The sequence below is a fragment of the uncultured Aliiroseovarius sp. genome, assembly GCF_947497285.1.
Lineage (GTDB): Bacteria > Pseudomonadota > Alphaproteobacteria > Rhodobacterales > Rhodobacteraceae > Aliiroseovarius.
This window is the reverse complement of the sequence record NZ_CANMFT010000001.1, coordinates 669527-688563: the sequence shown is the minus strand read 5'-3', so window position 1 is coordinate 688563 and position 19037 is coordinate 669527. Positions and strand designations below refer to the sequence as shown.

The window sequence follows — 19037 nt, the reverse complement described above, 5'->3', positions numbered from 1 at the left end:
ACTGCATTTTGAATGATTGACTCGCTGGGCAGACCTCCCTATATCTCTGTAACGCAACTTACAGAGGATTTTCCCAATGCGGCTCTCGGAGCTTTCCGACATTCACTCCGGATACACGGCGCGCGGAAAACTTGATCCGGTGCCGGAAGGTGGCGTGCCGGCGCTGCAACTGCGTGATGTCGGAACGACCGGCGACATGCCGGGCCCTGACTTCCAAAGGTACCATCTGAACAAGCTGTCCGACCGGTACTTTGTCCGCGGCGGTGAGGTGGTCTTCCGCTCACGCGGCGAGCCGAATGCCGCCGCAGCCATTCCCGATCCGCTGCCCGAGCCTGTCGTTGTCATCGTCCCATTGGTGATCGTTCGCCCAGACAGGGGCCGCATTCTCCCGGAATACCTGGCTTGGGCCATCAACCAGCCTGATGCGCAGCGCCAACTTGGCGCGGAGGCACAGGGCACAAGTCTAAGGATGATCCCGAAGACGGTTCTCGAAAACCTCCAGATCGCCGTCCCCGACCTGCCCACACAAAAAAGCATCGTCGAACTCTATGCCCTTGCCCGGCAGGAGGGACAACTGCTCCGCCAGCTCGCTGCTCGCCGGGAGAACCTCTTGAGCGCCATTCTCGGCGAGGCCGCGAAGGCCGCCGACCAGAAGGAAAATGCCTGATGACCGACCAGATCACCCAACAGCAAATCAATCAGACCGCCTGGGCAGCTTGCGACACGTTCCGAGGCGCCGTCGATGCCGGTCAGTACAAGGACTACATCCTCGTGATGTTGTTCCTGAAGTACATCTCGGATCTCTGGAACGACCACCTCGAGACCTACCGCAAACAGTATGGTGACGACGAGGCCCGCATTCGCAGGCGCCTCGAGCGCGAGCGATTTATCCTGCCCGAGGGCGCCAGCTTCTACGATCTCCACACCCAGCGGAACGAGCCCAACATCGGCGAGCTGATCAACATTGCGCTCGAGAAGATCGAGGACGCGAACCGCGCCAAGCTTGAAGGCGTCTTCCGCAATATCGACTTCAACTCCGAGGCCAATCTTGGCCGCCCGAAGGACCGTAACCGCCGCCTCAAGAACCTCCTCGAGGACTTCGCCAAGCCCGCACTCGACCTGCGCCCGTCGCGCGTGACCGAGGACATCATCGGCGAGTGCTACATCTACCTGATTTCTCGCTTTGCCTCGGATGCCGGAAAAAAGGCAGGCGAGTTCTTCACACCCGCACCGGTTTCGCGGCTACTGGCCAAGCTTGCGGCCCCCAAACCGGGGAACACGATCTGCGACCCTGCTTGCGGCTCAGGCTCGCTGCTGATCCAGGCATCGCAGGAGGTGGGATCCGAAAACTTCGCCCTTTATGGGCAAGAGGTGAATGGGGCGACCTGGGCGCTGGCCCGGATGAACATGTTCTTGCATGCAACCGACGCGGCCCGCATCGAATGGTGCGACACGCTCAACAGCCCGGCGCTTGTTGAAGCCGACCATCTCCAACGCTTCGACGTGGTGCTCGCCAATCCGCCGTTCTCGCTCGACAAGTGGGGCGCGGAGGACGCAGCCGGCGACCAGTATAACCGCTTCTGGCGTGGTGTGCCGCCCAAGTCCAAGGGCGACTACGCCTTCATCACCCACATGATCGAAATCGCCAAGCGCCAGTCCGGTCGCGTCGCGGTGATCGTTCCTCATGGCGTGCTGTTCCGGGCCGGGGCCGAGGGGCGCATCCGCCAGCAGTTGATCGAGGAGAACCTGCTCGACGCTGTCGTCGGCTTGCCCGCCAACCTCTTCACCACGACGGGGATCCCGGTTGCCATCCTGATCTTCGACCGCTCGCGCGAGGAAGGTGGCGCGAACGCGGACCGGCGCGACGTGCTGTTCATAGACGCCAGTAAGGAGTTCACGCCGGGCAAGACCCAGAACGTGATGGACGAGGCGCATGTGGCGAAGGTGCTGGAGACCTACGCCACCCGCGCCGAGGTCGAGCGGTATTCGCATCGGGCCAGCCCTGACGAGATCGCGGAGAATGGTTTCAACCTGAACATCCCGCGCTACGTCGACACCTTCGAGCCGGAGGAAGAAATCGACGTCGCCGCCGTGCAGAAGGACATCCAGCGGATCGAGGCGGAACTTGCCGAGGTGCGGGCGAAAATGGCCGGGTACCTGAAGGAGCTCGGCGTCGATGCGTGACCAATCGAAGCTTCCGAAGGGATGGCGGATTGAGAAACTGCCAAAGATATTGCAATTCCTGCCGGGAAAAGCACACGAGCGCTTTATTGAAGAAAGTGGCCGCTTTGTTGTGGCCAACTCCAAGTTCGTTTCAACAAGCGGAAAAGTGCGGAAGTTTTCCTCCAAAAATGTCTCGCCTGCCCAAGCGGGTGACGTTCTGATTGTAATGAGTGATCTTCCTAACGGCCGTGCACTAGGTAAAGCTTATCTGGTCTCGCAAGGAGAAGAAATTGCGGTAAACCAGCGTGTTTGTGCCCTTCGCGCAAAGCATGGAGAACCAGCGTTCTACTTCTACTTTCTTGACCGGAACCGCTACTTTTTGGATTTCGATGACGGCATCAACCAAACACACCTCCTGAATCCTGTATTTGAAGAGTGCCCGATTGTTGTGCCCCCGCTCCCCGAACAGCGCAAGATCGCCGAGATCCTGCGGACCTGGGACGAAGCGCTCGATAAGCTCACTGCCCTCTGCGCGGCGAAGGAAAAGCGCTTGGGTGCTCTTCGCTATGCGATGCTCTTCGGCGAATTGCGGCTCGACGACACCCGCCGCAATTGGGCGCCGACGCGTCTTGCGGCAGTCACCCATGAGCTGACCTCGCGAAACGGGGCGAATGGGCTGGGCCGCGACTTCGTGATGGGCGTCACAAAAGCCCAAGGCGTTGTACCCATGCGCGAGCAGACCATCGCCGGTGACATCAGACGCTACAAGCGCCTTCCGCCGCGGGCCTTCGCCTACAACCCGATGCGTATCAACGTCGGCTCCATTGCGATGAATGAGCGCGATGAAGAGGTGCTGGTGAGCCCCGACTATGTCGTCTTCACCTGCAACGCCAATGACCTCGACCCCGATTACCTCGACCACCTGCGCAAGACGTCCTGGTGGGCCCATTACATCAACAGCGGCGGCTCCGGCAGTGTCCGCCAGCGGACCTACTACGACGACCTCGCCGCGCTGAAATTGCCATTGCCGGAATTGGGCGAACAGAAAGCCATCGCCGCCGTCCTCAACACGGCGCGCGATGACCTCGCCGCAACCGAGCGCGAAATCGAAGCCGTCACCCTGCAAAAACGCGGCCTCATGCAGAAGCTGCTGACGGGCGAATGGCGGGTGAATTCAGAAAAGGAATTGGCATGAAGGTTCTTGGATTTCGCGGCGACCCGAAGGCCCCCCGCTACGCAGTCGTGTCAGAGGTTGGCGGTGCCTATGTGTTGGAAAACGCCACCAGCGACAACAAGCTGTCCGTCCCCGCGTCGATCACCGAAGACGCGGATGCCGAGCGGCTGGACTGGATGTACCGCGAGCTTCTGGCGGTCTTCGATGCGCACCCGGGCATCGACAAAGTGATGATCAAGCAGAACGAATTCACCCGTCAGGACACAAAGGCAAAGCGCCGCTCTGCTTACAACGACGCGGCCGTTGTTCTCGCCTGCGCCCATCGCGACATCCCGGTCGAAATCAAGATCTACGGCTCGATGGGGACGACCAGCAAGGACACCAAGCGGCACGCAGAGAGCCGTGTCGGCAAGACCGACAAGTATTGGGACACCAAGATGGCAGACGCCGTGAACGCGGCATGGTGGGGGTTGCGTCACCCATGAACCAGCTTGTCCCCGTCACCCTCACCCCCGGCATGAACCTCTACAAGTACCATCTGGTCAGTAAGATCGGGGCGGGCAGCTTCGGCGAGGTCTGGCTCGCGCATGACGTAGCAGTGCAGCGTGAGTATGCCGTGAAAGTCCTCCAGCCGGGGGTGTCGGTCGACGAGCGGTTGCGCGAAGCCCAGATCGGAAATCGGCTGGAACACAACAACCTCGTGTACGTCCACCAGGCAGATGTCGTTCCCGTGGCCGGGGATCATGCTGTTATCCTCGCCATGGACTACCAACCTAACGGTTCGGTCGAGACGTTGGCGAACCCGGCAGGCTATTTGCCTCTCCCTGCCGTCCTGCGGATCGCGCGGGATATTCTGCAGGGACTGGAGTATCTCCACGCCCGCAGTTTCTATCACAACGACATCAAGCCGGGGAACATCCTGCTGGGGCCCCAGCAACAGGCCATGCTGTCCGACTACGGGATCACTGGCGTTTCGTCCAACGGCGCACCGGTCGCGGCCCCGAACGCCTATGTCCTGCACCGTGCACCAGAAGTCGTGGCCACGGGAAATATCGGCGTCAGCTCGGACATTTTCCAAGTCGGGATGACCCTGGCAAGGCTGCTGATACATCTGGACCACCTGCGAGCAGTCCGCGCCAGCATCGGCTCGGCGCAGTACGAACAGGACATCGCATCGGGGAAGCTGCTTCAGGCGAAGGACTTCGGGTGCCACATCCCGGCAGCCGTTCGTCGCGTCATCCTGAAGGCTGTCCATTCTGATCCAGCCAAACGGTACACCAGCGCTCTTGAGATGCGACGCGCGCTCGAAAAGCTGGACTACCCCGGGCACTGGACCGTCGATGGGGCCGGCAACGAGGTCGGCAAGTGCGGGACCTACGAGTACGCGCACTCGGTCTCGCCAGTGGCAGGCGGGAAGTTCGATGTGACCTGCAGCAAGCGCAATGTGGTCTCAGGAAATACTCAGCGCGTCACTCAGTTCTGCAAACGGGGTCTTACCCAGAAGCAGGCGGAAAAGCTCGTCGCGGGCTTCAAGCAATTCGTGGTGACTGGAAAATGACCTTCAACGCCGCCGAAAAACACCAATCCCAAGTTCCAGCGCTTCAGTTGCTCGTTGCGCTCGGGTTCACCCCGCTCTCACAAGAGGAGGCGTTTCGCCTGCGCGGCGGGCGCCTGCGGAACGTGGTGCTGGATGACGTGCTTGCCGACCAGCTGATGCGAATTAACCGCTTCACGCATCGGGGAAGAGAATACAGCTTTGACCTTGAGGACGCGCACGAGGCGATGCGGCGGCTCAAACCCACGCCGGACCGTCTGAAGGGGCTCCGTGGGACGAACCAGGACATCTACGACACGCTCGTCCTCGGGACGACGATCACAAAGTCCATCGACGGCGACTCAAAGAGCTACTCGTTCCGCTACATCGATTGGGACCAGCCTGAGAACAACGTCTTCCATGTGACTGCCGAGTTTTCGGTGGAGAGGACCGCGTCAAGCCAGACCAAGCGTTGCGACATCGTTGCCTTCGTGAATGGTATTCCAATCCTGGTGATCGAAAACAAGCGGCCGACCGAAAGCCTGAAGAAGGCGGACAGCCAGCTGATTGGCTACCAGAACGAAGACAACATCCCGCAGCTCTTCCACTTCGCCCAGCTGCTGGTCTCTATGAACCGCAACAGCGCGCGCTATGCGACGGTCGGGACCAAGTCTAAATTCTGGGCCGAATGGCGCGACGAGGAAGACACCGACGAGGCCATCGAGCCCTTCGCCAACCGCGTCCTTGCGGCGGCGGAAAAAGACTCGATCTTTTCTGGCGACTTCGTCGGCGCGCGCGTCTACTTCGACTCAATGGAGACAGAAGGAGACCGCGCGGTCACGGTTCAAGACCGGACGGTGTACGCGCTGTGCCGACCCGCGCGGCTGCTCGATCTCATCCGCCGCTTCACCGTATTCGATGGCGGCATTCGCAAGGTCGCGCGCCACCAGCAGTTCTTCGGAATCTGCCGCGCGGTCGAGACGGTCAAGCAGCACGATATCAGTGGCGCGCGCAAGGGCGGCGTGATCTGGCACACCCAAGGTTCAGGCAAGTCGCTGACAATGGTCATGCTGGGTAGATCGCTCGCCCTCGAACGCAGCATCGAGAACCCGCGCATCATCATCGTCACGGACCGCGACGATCTCGACAAGCAGATCAAGGACACCTTCAAGTCCTGCGATCTGGAGCCAGTCCGTGCGACGAGCGGGTCTCACCTACTGGAGCTTGTCCAGAACAAGGCTCCGCTGGTCACCACGATCATCAACAAGTTCGACACTGCGCTGAAGCATAGCAAACTGGCGGACGACGATCCGAACATCTTCGTGCTGGTCGACGAGAGCCACAGGACGCAGACAGGGCGCTACGGCGGCCACAGCCAGTTCGCCGCCAAGATGCAACGCCTCCTGCCAAAGGCCTGCTATCTCGGATTCACCGGAACGCCTCTCCTCAAGAAGGAGAAGAACACGCTCTCTACCTTTGGGCGGCTGATCCACCGATACGCCATCGACGAGGCTGTGGCTGACGGCGCAGTCGTGCCGTTGCTTTACGAGGGGCGGCTTGTCGAACAGCAGGTTTCGGGAGCCGTGATCGACCGCTGGTTCGACAAGATTAGCGAGGGGCTGACCGAAAATCAGAAGCGCGATCTGAAGCGTAAGTTCTCTCGGATGGACGCTCTGGCCAAGACCGACCAGGCCATTCGGGCAAAGGCCTTCGACATCTCCGAGCACTATCGCCAGCACTGGCAGGGAACCGGGTTCAAGGCTCAACTCGTTGCGCCATCGAAGGCGGCGGCGGTTCGCTTCAAGGAGGTCCTCGACGAGATCGGCCACGTCTCGAGTGCCATTGTTATCTCCCCGCCGGACGAAAACGAGGGCAACGAGGAGGTCGATCAGGAATCGAAGGATCTCGTGCGGAAATTTTGGTCGAAAATGATGGCGCAGTACAAAACCGAGGACGAGTACAACCGCCAGATTATCGATGCCTTCAAGGGCTCCGGCGATCCGGAGATCCTGATCGTCGTCTCAAAGCTCCTCACCGGGTTCGATGCACCTCGGAACACGGTGCTTTACGTCTGCAAGTCTTTGAAGGAGCACAACCTCCTGCAAGCAATTGCGCGCGTGAACAGGCTGTATGAGGACGGCGGCACAGAGAAGCAGTTCGGCTTCATCGTCGACTATGAGGGGCTGCTGGGCGAGCTGGACAGTGCGCTGACGACATACAGCGCCTTCGAAGGCTACGAGGCGGCCGACCTCGCCGGAACGGTTCATGACGTCCGCGAGGAGATCCGCAAGCTGCCCCAGCTGCACGACCAGCTCTGGGACCTTTTCAAGCCTGTCCGGAACAAGAAGGACATGGAGCAGTTCGAGCAGCACCTCGCCGATGAGGCGCTGCGGCACGAGTTCTACGCGCGCCTCAAAGCCTTCAGCCGGTGTCTGCATATTTCGCTCTCGTCGGACAAGCTGTTCGATGTCTTCGATGAGGCCAGGATCGATGCACTCAAGCGGGACTGGAAGCAGTTCTCTGAACTGAAGCGGTCTGTCCAGCTTCGATACCAGGAGACGGTGGACGTCCGCGAATTCGAACCGAAAATCCAGAAACTGCTGGATGACCATGTCGTTGCGATGCCGGCGGAAACCATCATCGAGGTGGTGAACATCAACGATCCCGACGCTCTGAAGGCAGTCGTCGAAGAGACCGGGGTCTCCGAGGCTTCAAAGGCCGATCGCATCGCCAGCGCGACCCGCCGGGCTATCACCGAGAAGATGGATGAGGACCCGACGTTCTACAAACAGTTCTCCGAGCTGCTCGAAGAAACCATCCGGGCCTACCGCGAAAAGCGGCTCTCGGAGCGCGAATACCTGAACAGTGTCGTAGATCTCGCGAGCAAGGTGGCCCGCAAGGATCGGGGGCGGGATGTTCCGGAGAGCATTAGGGGCGATGAGGATGCTCAGGCCTTCTTCGGCGTCCTGGATGGTCAGCTCAAGACCAAGGGCGATGAGCCCGTGACCGGCGTCGAGGTCGCAGCGATCGCACAACAGATCATCGACATCATCAAATCGCACCTGATCGTGGACATCTGGTCGAACGAGGTGGCCCAGAACAATCTGCGCAACGCCATTGATGACTACTTCTTCGATGTCCTGCGCGACGAGAAGGACATCGACCTTCCCGTAGAAGTGCTCGACGATCTCGAACTCAAGATTATGGATCTTGCCCGGGCCCGGTTCGCAGCATGACACGGGAGTTGCACTGCCTGCGGTACGGCGAGCAGGAGATCCAATACGAGATTGTCCGGCGCCCGAGGAAGACACTGGAGATCGCCGTCGAGCCGGATGCGTCGGTGGTGATCGCGGCCCCGGAGGACGCGACACTAGACGCCATCGAAGCCAAGCTGCGGAAGCGCGCGGCATGGGTGACAAGGCAGCAGCGGTACTTCTACCAGTTCCTGCCGCGCACGCCGGAGCGCAGGTTCGTCGCCGGGGAGACTCATCTCTACCTTGGGCGCCAATACCGGCTGAAGGTCGTCCCGCATGTTCAGGAAAGCGTGAAGCTGATCCGCGGCTTCATCGTCGTACAGACTCACCGGCCGACCAGGCCGGAGGTGACACGCGAGCTGGTCGAGGCATGGTACCGGGAGCGGGCCCACATCAAGTTTCCGGAACGGATCGAACTCTGTCTCGGTCTGTTCCCGGATCCCGAGGCATTCAGGCCGATGGGTCTCATCGTACGCCAGACCCGGCAGCGATGGGGGTCCATGTCACCGGCCGGACGTTTGCTACTCAATCGTCGTCTGGTTCAGGCCCCTGTCGACGCCATTGACTACGTGATCACCCATGAACTCTGCCATGTGGCCGAGCCTCATCACGGGGCGGCGTTCTTTGACCTTCTCGACAAGGTGATGCCCGATTGGGAGCGTCGGAAGCAAAGGCTCGAACGGGCCATGGCCTGAGAAATTCCGAAACCGGTCGCAACAAACGCAAACGCGACTTCAATCCAAGCAATTTTCGACGCTGGATTTTCTTTATATCTTACATGGACTTATAAGAAATTCACCAAATCGGCGTAGTCATGAGGTCCGGAGAATATCAGCCCGTAGAGAACGCTTTGGGCCCTCTTCGCACCGGGGCCGGTGAACAGCCCCTCGTGCATAACCCTCGAAAACAACGGAAAAATCCGGCCGCAGCCGGATCGGGAGAACGCTTTCTCAAGGGCAAGTGGCGGAGCGGAAGGGATTCGAACCCTCGAGACGGTTCCCCGCCTACACACTTTCCAGGCGTGCGCCTTCGACCACTCGGCCACCGCTCCGCCGCCGTTGCTACAGCAAAAGCCCAAGCGGGTTCAAGCGGTCATTGCAAATTTTGTGGTCGGCATTCTGAGGGGCTTTAGCGGTGTGCGAAAAGCGAGAACGACAGGGGCAACCAGCGCTTGTCGGGCCAGCCATACATCCCGTCGCCGGTGGGTGTCAGGCAGCTGAAAAGTGGCCATGGCACGCTGTCATGTTCGTTGAAGCATTCCAACGTAAGCCCAGCCCCGATGATCGCGTTCAGGATGTCCGAAAGCGTGTGATCAAACCAGTATTCGTGGCCCGCCTGAAGCGTGGGGAAATCGCCGGTATAGTCGCGCGGGGCGTCATCTTTCCATGTTTTGCGGTCGAAATATGGGGCCAGGTAGCCGGGGCGCCCGTCAGGTAACGCCATGGTTTCGTCGTCAAACACCATTGCCGCCGGGTGCCCTTCGGCCAGATAGAGCCGCCCACCGGGCTTCAGAAGCCCCGCGACAATCCCGGCCCAACGCGGCAGATCGGGCAGCCACCCAACAGCCCCCCACGTGATGAACACCAGGTCGAACTGGCCAAACCGGGCCAGCGCGTCTGGGGCGTCATACAGGTCAGCCTCTACGAATTGGGCGCGGGGTGACAGATCCAGCTCCTCTGCCAATGCCTTGGCCAGCTCTACGGCCTTGGGCGAGAAGTCCAACCCCACGACGTCGGCACCCTGTTGCGCCAAGGTTAAACTGTCACGCCCGAAATGGCATTGAAGGTGGGCGATCTTCAGACCCGCGACGTCGCCGATATCGGCACGTTCGATCGGGTGCAGGGTTGCACGACCTTCGCGCAGCGGCGTCAGGTCATAGGCGTCCGCCTTCAAATGAATCGCGACGCGCTCATCCCACGTGGCCTTGTTGGCGGTTGCCCAGTCGTCGGGGACGTTTCTACGATCTGCCATTGTTATCCCCTTGCGTCTGAGTTCCGTTTCAATCGTCAAGATGGATGCTGAACCGCCGGTTCAACCGGCTTTTCTTTTCCACCTTGCCAAAGCGAATGCGGCCAATCTCGGCGCTGCGGGCCACATGGGTGCCGCCACAGGGTTGCAGATCGACCTGTTCATCATCGGTGCCAATACGCACCAGTCGCACGCGCCCAGCCCCCTTGGGCGGCTGCACGGACATGGTTTTGACCAGGCCCGGATTGGCCGCAAGCTCGGCATCTGTGATCCATGTTTCGGATACCGTCAAATCGCGCGCAATCAAGGCGTTCAACGCGTCTTCCAGCGCCTGTTTGTCCTCGGGTGGTTCCTCCATCGCGAAATCAAGGCGCGACTTCTCCGCCCCGATCTGTCCCCCCGTGACCGGCAAGGGGATGACAACGGACAACAGGTGCAAGGCCGTGTGCATACGCATGTGGCGCAGGCGCAGATCCCAATCCAGCGCTTGCGTGACTGTGGCACCGACGGGCGGCAATTCGGCGCCGTCCTCCGGAACCAAGGCAATCGCGTCTCCGTCACCCTTCAAGGTGTTTACCACTGTGGTCGTGGTGCCTTCCCAGCTGATCTGCCCACGGTCGCCCGGCTGACCACCCCCGTTGGGATAGAACAGGCTGCGATCAACAACGATGCCGCGGTCCGTGTGGGCCAGCACCCTGCCCTGCGCCTCGCGCAGATAGGCGTCATCGCGAAAGAGCGGCTCAGTCATCGCCATCTCCGTCGTCGCTTTCGTGCATGTCTTCGACAGTCAATGCCGAAACCGCAGGGGGTTCATTGGTCGTGGCCGGAGGTGCGGCGGGCGCTGTTGGTGCGGCCAGAGGTGCGGCCGCGGCGGCTGTCAGAACCTCTGGGTTACGCAACCAGATGTCACGCTGCGCATAGGGAATTTCGATCCCCTCTTCCACAAAGCGGCGCGCGATTTCGTGGTTAATCTCACTTTTCACCGTCAGCATGTAGTTCACGTCGCTCAGGATCGCGCGGATCTCGAAATCAAGGCTGTCCGCCCCGAAACCCTGAAACACGACATTGGGTGGCGGGTTGACGGTGACCATCGGATGGTTCTCAGCAATCTCGCGCAGGATCTCTTCGATCCGGCGGGTGTCAGAGCCATAGGCAACCCCCACCGGCACGATCACCCGGCCGATGGAATTGCCGCGGGTGTAGTTGGTGACAACACCTGACACCAGATCGCTGTTGGGCAGGATCACATCGGTGCGGTCGAAGGTTTCGATCCGGGTCGCGCGCACGGAAATGTCACGCACATAGCCCATCTGTCCGCCCACTTCGATCCAGTCGCCTTCGGAAATGGGCCGTTCGATCAGAAGGATGATACCGGACACGAAGTTCGACACGATGGTTTGCAGACCGAAGCCGATCCCGACCGACAGCGCGCCGGCGATAATGGCAATCGAGCTCAGGTCAATCCCGGCCGATGTGATCGCGATCACTGCCGCCAGAAAAATGCCGACATAGCCGACACCGACGGAAATGGCGTTCTGCCCGCCCTTGTCCAGCTTGGTCTTAGGCAAAATCGAAGCCTTAAGCGCCGATTGTGTGGCCCGCGTCGCGGCATAGCCGACGCCGAATATCAACGCGAACACCACGAAGGTGCGCGGCGTGACACGCGCCTCGCCCAGCTGGAACCCTTGCAGGAACGTGGTCCACAGCTCGGTCAGGTCCGTAGGACGCGCGCCCCACACAAGCGCAAGAAGCGGGAGTGACAACAACACCAAAACGGTGGTCATCAAGACCGGCAGAAGCGCCTGACCCGCCTCTTCTTCACTAAGCTTGCGCACCACACCATAGAGGTTGGTCAAGAAGACGTGCAACAGTGCCAGCACCGCAATGATACCCATCGTTGTCACTGTGGGGAACATGGTCGATACGGCCAGACTGGTATACCCAATCGCCGCCAAAACAGGCGAGGCGATGCCCACCAGTTCGCAGCTGCGTCCGATCAGCACGACGATACGTTCGCGGAAGGTCTTTCCTTCAGTGCCGGTCTGTTCGTCGGCATGGCGGCGCAAAAGGCGGCCGATCCGCACGAGCAGATAGCCAGAGCCGACCAGGATCGGGAAAACCAAAACGGCGAGCGTCCCGTCAGAGTAGTTTTCGTTCTTGGCCAGCCGGGACAGCACCACCCAGACGCCAAGCAAAAGCCCTAGAAGCGCGACATTTACCCGGGCCTCGGCACGTTGTGCGACGCGCGGCAGTTCAATCAACGACCCGCCGCTTGTTTCGGCTGAGAACAACCGGGTTCCAATCCACAACCCGCCAAACAGCAGGAAGCCGAACCAAGGCAGCGCATCCACGATGACCTGCCCGCGAAGCCCAAGCACACCGGCAAGGTTCAATGCCTTGATCAGTGCGAAGATACCAATCAGTGGCGCGACCACCTGCCCCAGCGACATGGCAAACCCCACAACGCCGCGCGACGGCCCGCTGCGCTGGTTCCTGACGCGGCTGCCAAGGCGGATGATCCAGACACGGCTGAAGAAAATCAACACGAAGGCGATGATCAGCAGCAAAAGGGTCAGCGGCAAATCCGCGTTGAGGTCGGCGCGCTGCGCGTCACTGCCCCATGCTTTTCGCACTTCGTTGACCGCCAGGTCCAAAGAGGTCTTCAGATCCAAAAAAGCTTGTGGCCATATCGCCGGATTGACCGGGCTTGGACCCAGCTTCAGGATCTGATCCGCCTGACGCGCGCGCACCAGACTGTCTATTTCACGGATCAATACATCGGCGCGGGAAAACGCCTCTTCTGCCTCTTGCACCGGCAGTTGCGCAGAATTCAGCTTGTTGGTCAGTTCGCTGCGGCGCTGTGTCAGGACGGCAGGTTCCGACCCTGCGGTCTCGGGTTCTGGGCCAAGCGTCGAAAGCTGGGTCTTCAACGTATTGATACGGATAGAGTTTTCGGCCTGAGCATCCGCAAAAAGGTCACGCCAGTCGGACAGTTCCTGACGCAGATCCGCCAAGACCTGATCCGAAGCGCGCCCGACCTCGACCGCGCCTTCCACCCGCTCGGCCACGCGGTCCCATGCCGCATAGTCCGGCGCACCGCTGGTCGTCACCACATAAGACGGCGTGCGCTCCTCTTTCTCAAGGCGCGCGTCCTGCGCGAAGGCGAACGACGAAAGGGCCAGCCAGAAGGCGGCCAGAAAAAACGTAAGGCTGCGGGTCATTCGACCTCCTCGAACGCTTCCGGCAAAAAGGCGGGACCGCGATCAAGCCATTCAGGCACCGGCAGCTCTTTTTCACGCAGAAACTCGGGGTTGAACAGTTTTGACTGATAGCGCGTGCCATAATCGCACAAGACCGTCACAATGGTGTGGCCCGGTCCCATTTCCTGCGCCATGCGAAGGGCGCCTGCAACGTTGATGCCGGACGATCCGCCCAGACACAGACCTTCGTTTGCAAGCAGATCGAAGATGATCGGCAGGGCCTCTTCATCGGGCACCTGCCACGCCATGTCGGGGGTGAACCCTTCAAGGTTCTTGGTGATCCGCACTTGTCCGATGCCCTCGGCGATCGACCCGCCTTCCATCGCGATTTCGCCGGTGGTGTAGTAGCTGTAAAGGCCCGCCCCCATCGGATCGGCGATGCCGATCTTCACCCCCTTGGGCTGAAGCGCCATGCCGACACCCGCCAGCGTGCCGCCTGATCCGACCGCGCAGACGAACCCGTCCACCTTGCCGCCGGTCTGGTCCCAGATTTCGGGGCCGGTGGTTTCGACATGGGCCTGACGGTTGGCAACATTGTCAAACTGGTTGGCCCAGATCACGCCGTTGGGTTCAGTTTTCGCCAGCTTTTCGGCCAGACGGCGCGAATAGTGGATGAAATTGTTCGGGTTGCGATAGGGCGCGGCCGGAACCTGCACCAGTTCTGCCCCGGCCAGGCGCAACATGTCTTTCTTTTCCTCGGACTGGGTTTCCGGGATCACGATCACCGTTTTGAACCCCATCGAGGCACCAACCAGCGCCAGACCAATGCCCGTATTGCCCGCCGTGCCTTCCACAATCGTGCCGCCGGGTTTCAGGTCACCGCGTGCGACGGCATCTTTGATGATATACAGCGCCGCCCGGTCTTTGACGGACTGGCCGGGGTTCATAAATTCGGCCTTGCCAAGAATTTCGCACCCGGTCGCCTCCGAGGCGGCTTTCAGGCGGATCAGGGGCGTATTGCCCACTGTAGCCTCGAGGTCTTTCTTGATGTCCATTTTCTGCCCCTTGTTCGCGCGTTGTCCCTACAATCTGTAGGGGCTGACACCTAGGGGTTCAAGGGGGGGCAAGGGGCCGTTGACGGCGGAACCGTCAGCATCCGGCCCGAAGTCGATCACGGTTATGCGAGAGCCAAAGCGCGCTTAGAACCAATGGCCCGCAACCCGCCTCGCCGCTCTGCACCAGACCCATCAGCTTGTCGAACGCGATGACATGGGTTCGGATGTCTTCGGCTTCGTCCACGACACCGCCAAAACCGGCCACATCGTCGGGCAGGTCGCACAGGGCGACATAGGTGTAAAAGAATTCGGTGCTGGCACCGGGGCTGGGATAGTGGTGCGGCAAGGGCAGCAAGCGGTCTAGCGTCAGGCCGGCTTCCTCTTGCGCTTCACGGTGGGCGCAGGCCTCAGGCGTTTCGCCGGGGTCGATCCGACCTGCGATGGGTTCCAGCAGCCAAGGGGACGGATCGCCCCGCATATGCGGCCCCATGCGGAACTGTTCAATCACCATCACCCGATCGCGCACCGGGTCATAGGGCAAAACGATCACCGCATCCCCGCCGACAAAGGCGGATCGGGTCACTGTCTCGCTCATCTCGCCTGAATAGCGGCGAAAGGACAGGGTTTGCTCTTTCATGGCGAAAAAGCCGGTATAGGGCTGGGCTTCTGCAGTAACGCGCACATCCTGAGCGCCGTATGCCGCCCTGAGCGTGGTGGGCGAGGCATTGTTGCGCGCGCGCAACCGGCTGGCGGCACGCACACGGATCATCGCAAACCGCTCGGCGATCTGTTTGGGGGTCAGCGTGCCGAAGGTGCCCATGACCTCGCGCGCGGCCTCAAGCGTGAGATCACCCCACGCCGCAACCCAATCGTCCAACGACCATGGGTCACCGGCTGTCCAGAGGCCGGGATCGGGGAAATAGACCTGCGCCGATACGGGGGCTGCCTGCCCGTCAGGATGGACGGCAAGCGCCTGCAGCGTGTAGTCGAAACCACCTTCGTAGAAATCAAGCCGCGCTTTGGCTGTGTCCGACAGTTCTTCGACCAACAGCCCCTGCGCCACGGCGTCTGGATCGTTCGGACAAGCCTGGATCATCGGAAACGGCTGATCTTTGACCCAGCTGACCTTGTGCGCGGGCAAACAGGCCGGTTTCGCCTGATAGGACCGGCCTTGCAACACCAGCTCCAACAAGGGGCGGTAACACAAGGTTCCATAGAAAAACATGGCGCTCACGGGGTCAGCCCCACGCGCGCGCCGCCCGGAACGCACACCAAGCGCCGATCGCGCCGCCCAGAACGGCCGTGGCAATGACCTCGCCAGTGAAATATTCCAAAAACAGTTCGGTCCCGATGACAAAGATGTCCTGCACCGCTTCGACCGGCCCATCATAGGCTTTTCGCATGCTTTCCCCGATCATGTGGGCAAAGGCAAACACGAACAGCGTCACGCCGACCTGCACCAACGTCGTCGTCACCGCATTCGCGCCAACGCTGCCAAGGCGTCGATCTGCACGCGGGCCAAGGAACTTCCAGCCCACCGCCAACCCGATCGCGGCACAGATCGGCGAAAACTTGGACAGGTCGCGCCCCTCTTCCATCAGGGGTTTGATCATTTCGGCACAAAACCAGCCAGTGACGGCCAGGATAATCGCGGCAACAAGTTTCGCGGCTGTGGGCATGGGTCTCTCCTGCGCATGCGACGCTTTTTCAGGCACTTTTCTCAGGGGGGTATGGCCATTTTATGGCGCATTTGGCGCGAAGTTGCGCAATGTTGTCCTGACGCCACGCTTCCATGAGCCGTCTGACCGGCGTTCCCGTCAGGCCGGGTTCTTGAGCGTCACCTGCACCACATCGCAATTGCCCGAATGAAACGCCGCCGCGCAGGAGGTCAGATAAAAGTTCCACATGCGGCGGAAACGGTCGTCAAACCCCAGCGTGGCGACGCGCGCCCATTGGGCGTTGAAGACATCGTGCCACCGCCTGAGCGTCATCGAATAGCTTTCCCCGAACGTGATCTGATCACGGAAAGCCAACCCGGCCTTCTCGACCTCGGCGCGCAACGCGGTCTTTGACGGAAGCATCCCGCCAGGGAAGATGTATTTCTGTATGAAATCAACGCCTTTGCGGTAGGTCTCGAACCGCTTTTCCGTGATCGTGATGATCTGCAGGACCGCTTGGGCGCCGGGGCGCAGGCACTTTCGCAGGGTGCCAAAATAGACCGGCCAGTATTTCTCGCCCACCGCCTCGAACATCTCGATCGAGGCGATCCCGTCATAGCGTCCCGTCTCGTCGCGATAGTCCTGCATCTTGATGTCGACCAGATCCGACAGGCCGGCCTTGCGGATGCGTTCGACCGCGAAGTCATGTTGCTCCTGGCTTATTGTCAGACCCGTGACGCGGATGCCACGGCGCGCGGCATGTTCTGCAAATCCGCCCCAACCACAGCCGATTTCCAGCACATGATCGCCCGGACCCACGCCCATCTGGTCGATCATCGAGGCATATTTCTGCGCTTGCGCCGCCTCAAGACTGTCCTGTCCGCTTTTGAACAGGGCCGAGGAATAGGTCATCGTGTCATCCAGCCAAAGCGCATAAAAATCATTGCCCAGATCATAGTGGTAACTGATGTTTTTCTTGGCCCGCTTCTTGCTGTTGGAATTCATCAGATGGCGCATGCGTTCATAGGCGCGCAGGAATATCTGGCCGGGAAAGCCGTCATACAGCATGTCATTGTCATCTTGCAGCAGATCCAGAAACGCCTGCAAATCCGGTGTGGACCAGCCACCGTCGATATAGGCGTCGCAAAAGCCAAGATCGCCTTCGCGGATCAAGCGCGCAAAGACGTCGGGATCATGCACGCACAGTTCAGCCACATAGCCCGGATGCGCCCCGTCCGCACGAAAGCGGCGCCCGTCGGGCAAAACGAAATCAAGACGGCCGCGGTTCATCCGACACGCGGCGTCAAAAACGCTTGGGAAATAACGAGGCAGTCCATCCTGCCCCGATGTGCTTTTCAGGATCATCGCGCCCCCCATGGTCTGGCCCTGACAGGGAAAGGCTAGGCCCTCGTTGGCCGGGCTGGCAAGATGGTTGCCATGCAGATGCAGCGCATATGTGCTGCGGATGCGAAGGCGGCGGGCACACGCGCAACCGCGTTTCGCACCGTCTCAAGGCAAGCGATGTTGGCCTTTTCAAGCGCGCTATTCGCCCGCGCAGGGCCAGCGGGGCAACAGGCAATAGGGTGCAAAACGGTCCCTGCGCGTGCAGAAGATTGCCAGCATCTGGCGCAATAAATTGCCAGTCGCACCTGTTTCGGGGCGCCTAAAAAGTAGATCAAAAAGCGCCGCCAACTTCATGTTTTTAAGCCATTAACTTAAAGCACCTGATCCAGCGCAGTGATCAGTTTCGTCACTTCCGCCTCTGTCGTGTAATGCGTGAAGCTTACCCGCAGCACGCCGTTTGCAGGATCGACCCCTTGCGCGCGCAACGCGCGTTCAGCATAGAAATCTCCGCCGCCGGCCATGATGCCATGGGCCGCGAGTTTCTGTGCCAGCACAAGGCCCGGCACCTGCGCTGCCATTGCAACCGTCGGCGCGCGGTTTTCCGCCTGTGACGGCCCCAACACGCGCACCGAGTTTTTCGAAGACAGATAGTCCAGAAGGGGCTGCAACAGTCTCACCTCGTGCGCGCGTTGCAGATCATGGACCCCGGCGGTTCGCCCGGCCGTGTCCCCGCTTAGCCCGTGATGGTCGGCCAGAGCGTCGACATAATCTGCCATGCCGGCCGAGGCCGCGATTTGCGCATGGTCAGGTCCGGCAGGGGTGAACCGCTTGTAAAGCGCGCCCGCATTGAAGAAATGCCCCTGATTGGGCAGCACCTCCCCCAAGGCGCGGCGGATGACCATCAGCCCCTGATGCGGCCCATAGGTCTTGTAGGCTGAGAACAGATAGATATCCGCGCCCAGCGTGTCCACGTTAACAAACCCATGTGGGACATAACTGACGCCGTCGACGCAGCTATAGGCCCCTGCGGCCTTTGCCATGGCGCAGATGGTGGCGACGTCATTGATCTCTCCGACCACGTTGGAACAATGGGGAAAGCAGACCAGCTTGACCTTGGCGTCGCTCAGCAGGTCGGCAAGATCGGCAAGGGACAACTGGCCTGTTTCGGCGTCAAGCTGCCATTCGCGCACCTCGACCCCTTCGTCGGCCAGTCGCCGCCATGGGCCTGTGTTGGCCTCGTGGTCCTGATTGGTGACAATGATGGCATCGCCGGGCGCGAGGTGCTGCTGGAAGGCCTGTGCCAGAACATAGGTGTTCTGGGTGGTCGAGGGGCCAAAGCTCAACTCATCCGTGGCCACGCCCAACATGGCGGCCAGCTTGCTGCGGGCCTCGTCCATTTCCTCGCCTGCCAGCCGCGACGCTTCATACGGCCCATAGGGCTGCACCTTGCGTTGATGGTAAAAGCGGGTCAGCCGGTCAATTACGGGCTTGCATGTATATGACCCGCCCGCGTTTTCAAAGAACGCCTGCCCCTGCAGGCTTGGCTCGGCAAAGGCGGGAAACTGCGCCCGCACCCAGTTGATATCAAGTTCGGCCACGCCAAAGCTCCTTGCAATTTGAAACGCCCGCCCCTCGCAAGGGCGCGGCGACGGTTGACGTAACCCGCGCGCGGACCACATCGAAAAGC

General features: G+C 60.6%; 15 protein-coding genes and 1 tRNA gene. 7 read left to right on the top strand and 9 right to left on the bottom strand.

Translation table 11 applies throughout. From position 1 onward, the window contains the following. The first annotated feature begins 76 nt into the window (after window positions 1–76). The 7 genes from Q0864_RS03290 to Q0864_RS03260 are packed head-to-tail and all read left to right on the top strand — an operon-like array spanning window position 77 to window position 8820. Window positions 77–667 (top strand): restriction endonuclease subunit S, encoded by a 591-nt coding sequence (locus Q0864_RS03290; protein WP_298566086.1) that lies wholly within the window; start codon window positions 77–79, stop codon window positions 665–667. After that, window positions 667–2184: a type I restriction-modification system subunit M gene (locus tag Q0864_RS03285; RefSeq protein WP_298566085.1), complete on the top strand. Its 1518-nt coding sequence runs from the start codon at window positions 667–669 to the stop codon at window positions 2182–2184. Before Q0864_RS03290 ends, Q0864_RS03285 begins: the two co-directional genes overlap by 1 nt. Further along, window positions 2177–3358 (top strand): restriction endonuclease subunit S, encoded by a 1182-nt coding sequence (locus Q0864_RS03280; RefSeq protein ID WP_298566084.1) that lies wholly within the window; start codon window positions 2177–2179, stop codon window positions 3356–3358. The genes Q0864_RS03285 and Q0864_RS03280 overlap by 8 nt, the downstream gene beginning before the upstream one ends. Further along, on the top strand, window positions 3355–3822 hold the full coding sequence (locus Q0864_RS03275) for a hypothetical protein (RefSeq protein ID WP_298566083.1): 468 nt from the start codon (window positions 3355–3357) through the stop codon (window positions 3820–3822). The genes Q0864_RS03280 and Q0864_RS03275 overlap by 4 nt, the downstream gene beginning before the upstream one ends. Next, complete coding sequence (locus Q0864_RS03270) at window positions 3819–4895, top strand: serine/threonine-protein kinase (protein ID WP_298566082.1); 1077 nt, start codon at window positions 3819–3821, stop codon at window positions 4893–4895. Before Q0864_RS03275 ends, Q0864_RS03270 begins: the two co-directional genes overlap by 4 nt. Continuing rightward, a complete protein-coding gene (locus Q0864_RS03265) occupies window positions 4892–8107 on the top strand; it encodes a type I restriction endonuclease subunit R (protein ID WP_298566081.1) in 3216 nt (1071 codons plus the stop codon). The genes Q0864_RS03270 and Q0864_RS03265 overlap by 4 nt, the downstream gene beginning before the upstream one ends. After that, window positions 8104–8820: a SprT family zinc-dependent metalloprotease gene (locus Q0864_RS03260; protein ID WP_298566080.1), complete on the top strand. Its 717-nt coding sequence runs from the start codon at window positions 8104–8106 to the stop codon at window positions 8818–8820. Before Q0864_RS03265 ends, Q0864_RS03260 begins: the two co-directional genes overlap by 4 nt. Window positions 8821–9086: 266 nt before the next feature. Here Q0864_RS03260 and Q0864_RS03255 read toward each other — a convergent pair. The 9 genes from Q0864_RS03255 to Q0864_RS03215 all read right to left on the bottom strand — a co-directional run bounded on the left by Q0864_RS03255 (window position 9087) and on the right by Q0864_RS03215 (window position 18948). Further along, a tRNA-Ser gene (locus Q0864_RS03255) sits at window positions 9087–9176 on the bottom strand. A 77-nt stretch (window positions 9177–9253) separates the two neighbouring features. Next, on the bottom strand, window positions 9254–10096 hold the full coding sequence (locus Q0864_RS03250; protein WP_298566079.1) for a class I SAM-dependent methyltransferase: 843 nt from the start codon (window positions 10094–10096) through the stop codon (window positions 9254–9256). A gap of 28 nt (window positions 10097–10124) precedes the next feature. Continuing rightward, window positions 10125–10841 carry an alanyl-tRNA editing protein gene (locus Q0864_RS03245; protein ID WP_298566078.1) on the bottom strand — a complete coding sequence of 239 codons (717 nt, stop codon included), beginning with the start codon at window positions 10839–10841 and terminating at the stop codon, window positions 10125–10127. Next, window positions 10834–13314, bottom strand: coding sequence for a DUF3772 domain-containing protein (locus tag Q0864_RS03240; RefSeq protein WP_298566077.1), 2481 nt, complete (start codon window positions 13312–13314; stop codon window positions 10834–10836). The genes Q0864_RS03245 and Q0864_RS03240 overlap by 8 nt, the downstream gene beginning before the upstream one ends. Further along, window positions 13311–14348: a cysteine synthase A gene (locus tag Q0864_RS03235; protein WP_298566076.1), complete on the bottom strand. Its 1038-nt coding sequence runs from the start codon at window positions 14346–14348 to the stop codon at window positions 13311–13313. Before Q0864_RS03235 ends, Q0864_RS03240 begins: the two co-directional genes overlap by 4 nt. A 94-nt stretch (window positions 14349–14442) precedes the next feature. Beyond that, complete coding sequence (locus tag Q0864_RS03230) at window positions 14443–15573, bottom strand: NUDIX domain-containing protein (RefSeq protein WP_298566181.1); 1131 nt, start codon at window positions 15571–15573, stop codon at window positions 14443–14445. A 13-nt stretch (window positions 15574–15586) separates the two neighbouring features. Further along, entirely contained in the window at window positions 15587–16027 is a 441-nt protein-coding gene (locus Q0864_RS03225; protein ID WP_298566075.1) for a TrgA family protein, read from the bottom strand. Between the two features lie 138 nt (window positions 16028–16165). Then, window positions 16166–17371 carry a cyclopropane-fatty-acyl-phospholipid synthase family protein gene (locus Q0864_RS03220; protein WP_298566074.1) on the bottom strand — a complete coding sequence of 402 codons (1206 nt, stop codon included), beginning with the start codon at window positions 17369–17371 and terminating at the stop codon, window positions 16166–16168. A 350-nt stretch (window positions 17372–17721) separates the two neighbouring features. After that, a complete protein-coding gene (locus Q0864_RS03215; protein ID WP_298566073.1) occupies window positions 17722–18948 on the bottom strand; it encodes an aminotransferase class V-fold PLP-dependent enzyme in 1227 nt (408 codons plus the stop codon). Window positions 18949–19037: the final 89 nt, after the last annotated feature.

What these genes read in the sequence shown, in the direction of transcription:
- Q0864_RS03290 (WP_298566086.1), top strand. Translation starts at nt 77, where the DNA reads ATGCGGCTCTCGGAGCTTTCCGACATTCACTCCGGATACACGGCGCGC.
- Q0864_RS03285 (WP_298566085.1), top strand. Translation starts at nt 667, where the DNA reads ATGACCGACCAGATCACCCAACAGCAAATCAATCAGACCGCCTGGGCA.
- Q0864_RS03280 (WP_298566084.1), top strand. Translation starts at nt 2,177, where the DNA reads ATGCGTGACCAATCGAAGCTTCCGAAGGGATGGCGGATTGAGAAACTG.
- Q0864_RS03275 (WP_298566083.1), top strand. Translation starts at nt 3,355, where the DNA reads ATGAAGGTTCTTGGATTTCGCGGCGACCCGAAGGCCCCCCGCTACGCA.
- Q0864_RS03270 (WP_298566082.1), top strand. Translation starts at nt 3,819, where the DNA reads ATGAACCAGCTTGTCCCCGTCACCCTCACCCCCGGCATGAACCTCTAC.
- Q0864_RS03265 (WP_298566081.1), top strand. Translation starts at nt 4,892, where the DNA reads ATGACCTTCAACGCCGCCGAAAAACACCAATCCCAAGTTCCAGCGCTT.
- Q0864_RS03260 (WP_298566080.1), top strand. Translation starts at nt 8,104, where the DNA reads ATGACACGGGAGTTGCACTGCCTGCGGTACGGCGAGCAGGAGATCCAA.
- Q0864_RS03250 (WP_298566079.1), bottom strand. Translation starts at nt 10,096, where the DNA reads ATGGCAGATCGTAGAAACGTCCCCGACGACTGGGCAACCGCCAACAAG.
- Q0864_RS03245 (WP_298566078.1), bottom strand. Translation starts at nt 10,841, where the DNA reads ATGACTGAGCCGCTCTTTCGCGATGACGCCTATCTGCGCGAGGCGCAG.
- Q0864_RS03240 (WP_298566077.1), bottom strand. Translation starts at nt 13,314, where the DNA reads ATGACCCGCAGCCTTACGTTTTTTCTGGCCGCCTTCTGGCTGGCCCTT.
- Q0864_RS03235 (WP_298566076.1), bottom strand. Translation starts at nt 14,348, where the DNA reads ATGGACATCAAGAAAGACCTCGAGGCTACAGTGGGCAATACGCCCCTG.
- Q0864_RS03230 (WP_298566181.1), bottom strand. Translation starts at nt 15,573, where the DNA reads ATGTTTTTCTATGGAACCTTGTGTTACCGCCCCTTGTTGGAGCTGGTG.
- Q0864_RS03225 (WP_298566075.1), bottom strand. Translation starts at nt 16,027, where the DNA reads ATGCCCACAGCCGCGAAACTTGTTGCCGCGATTATCCTGGCCGTCACT.
- Q0864_RS03220 (WP_298566074.1), bottom strand. Translation starts at nt 17,371, where the DNA reads ATGATCCTGAAAAGCACATCGGGGCAGGATGGACTGCCTCGTTATTTC.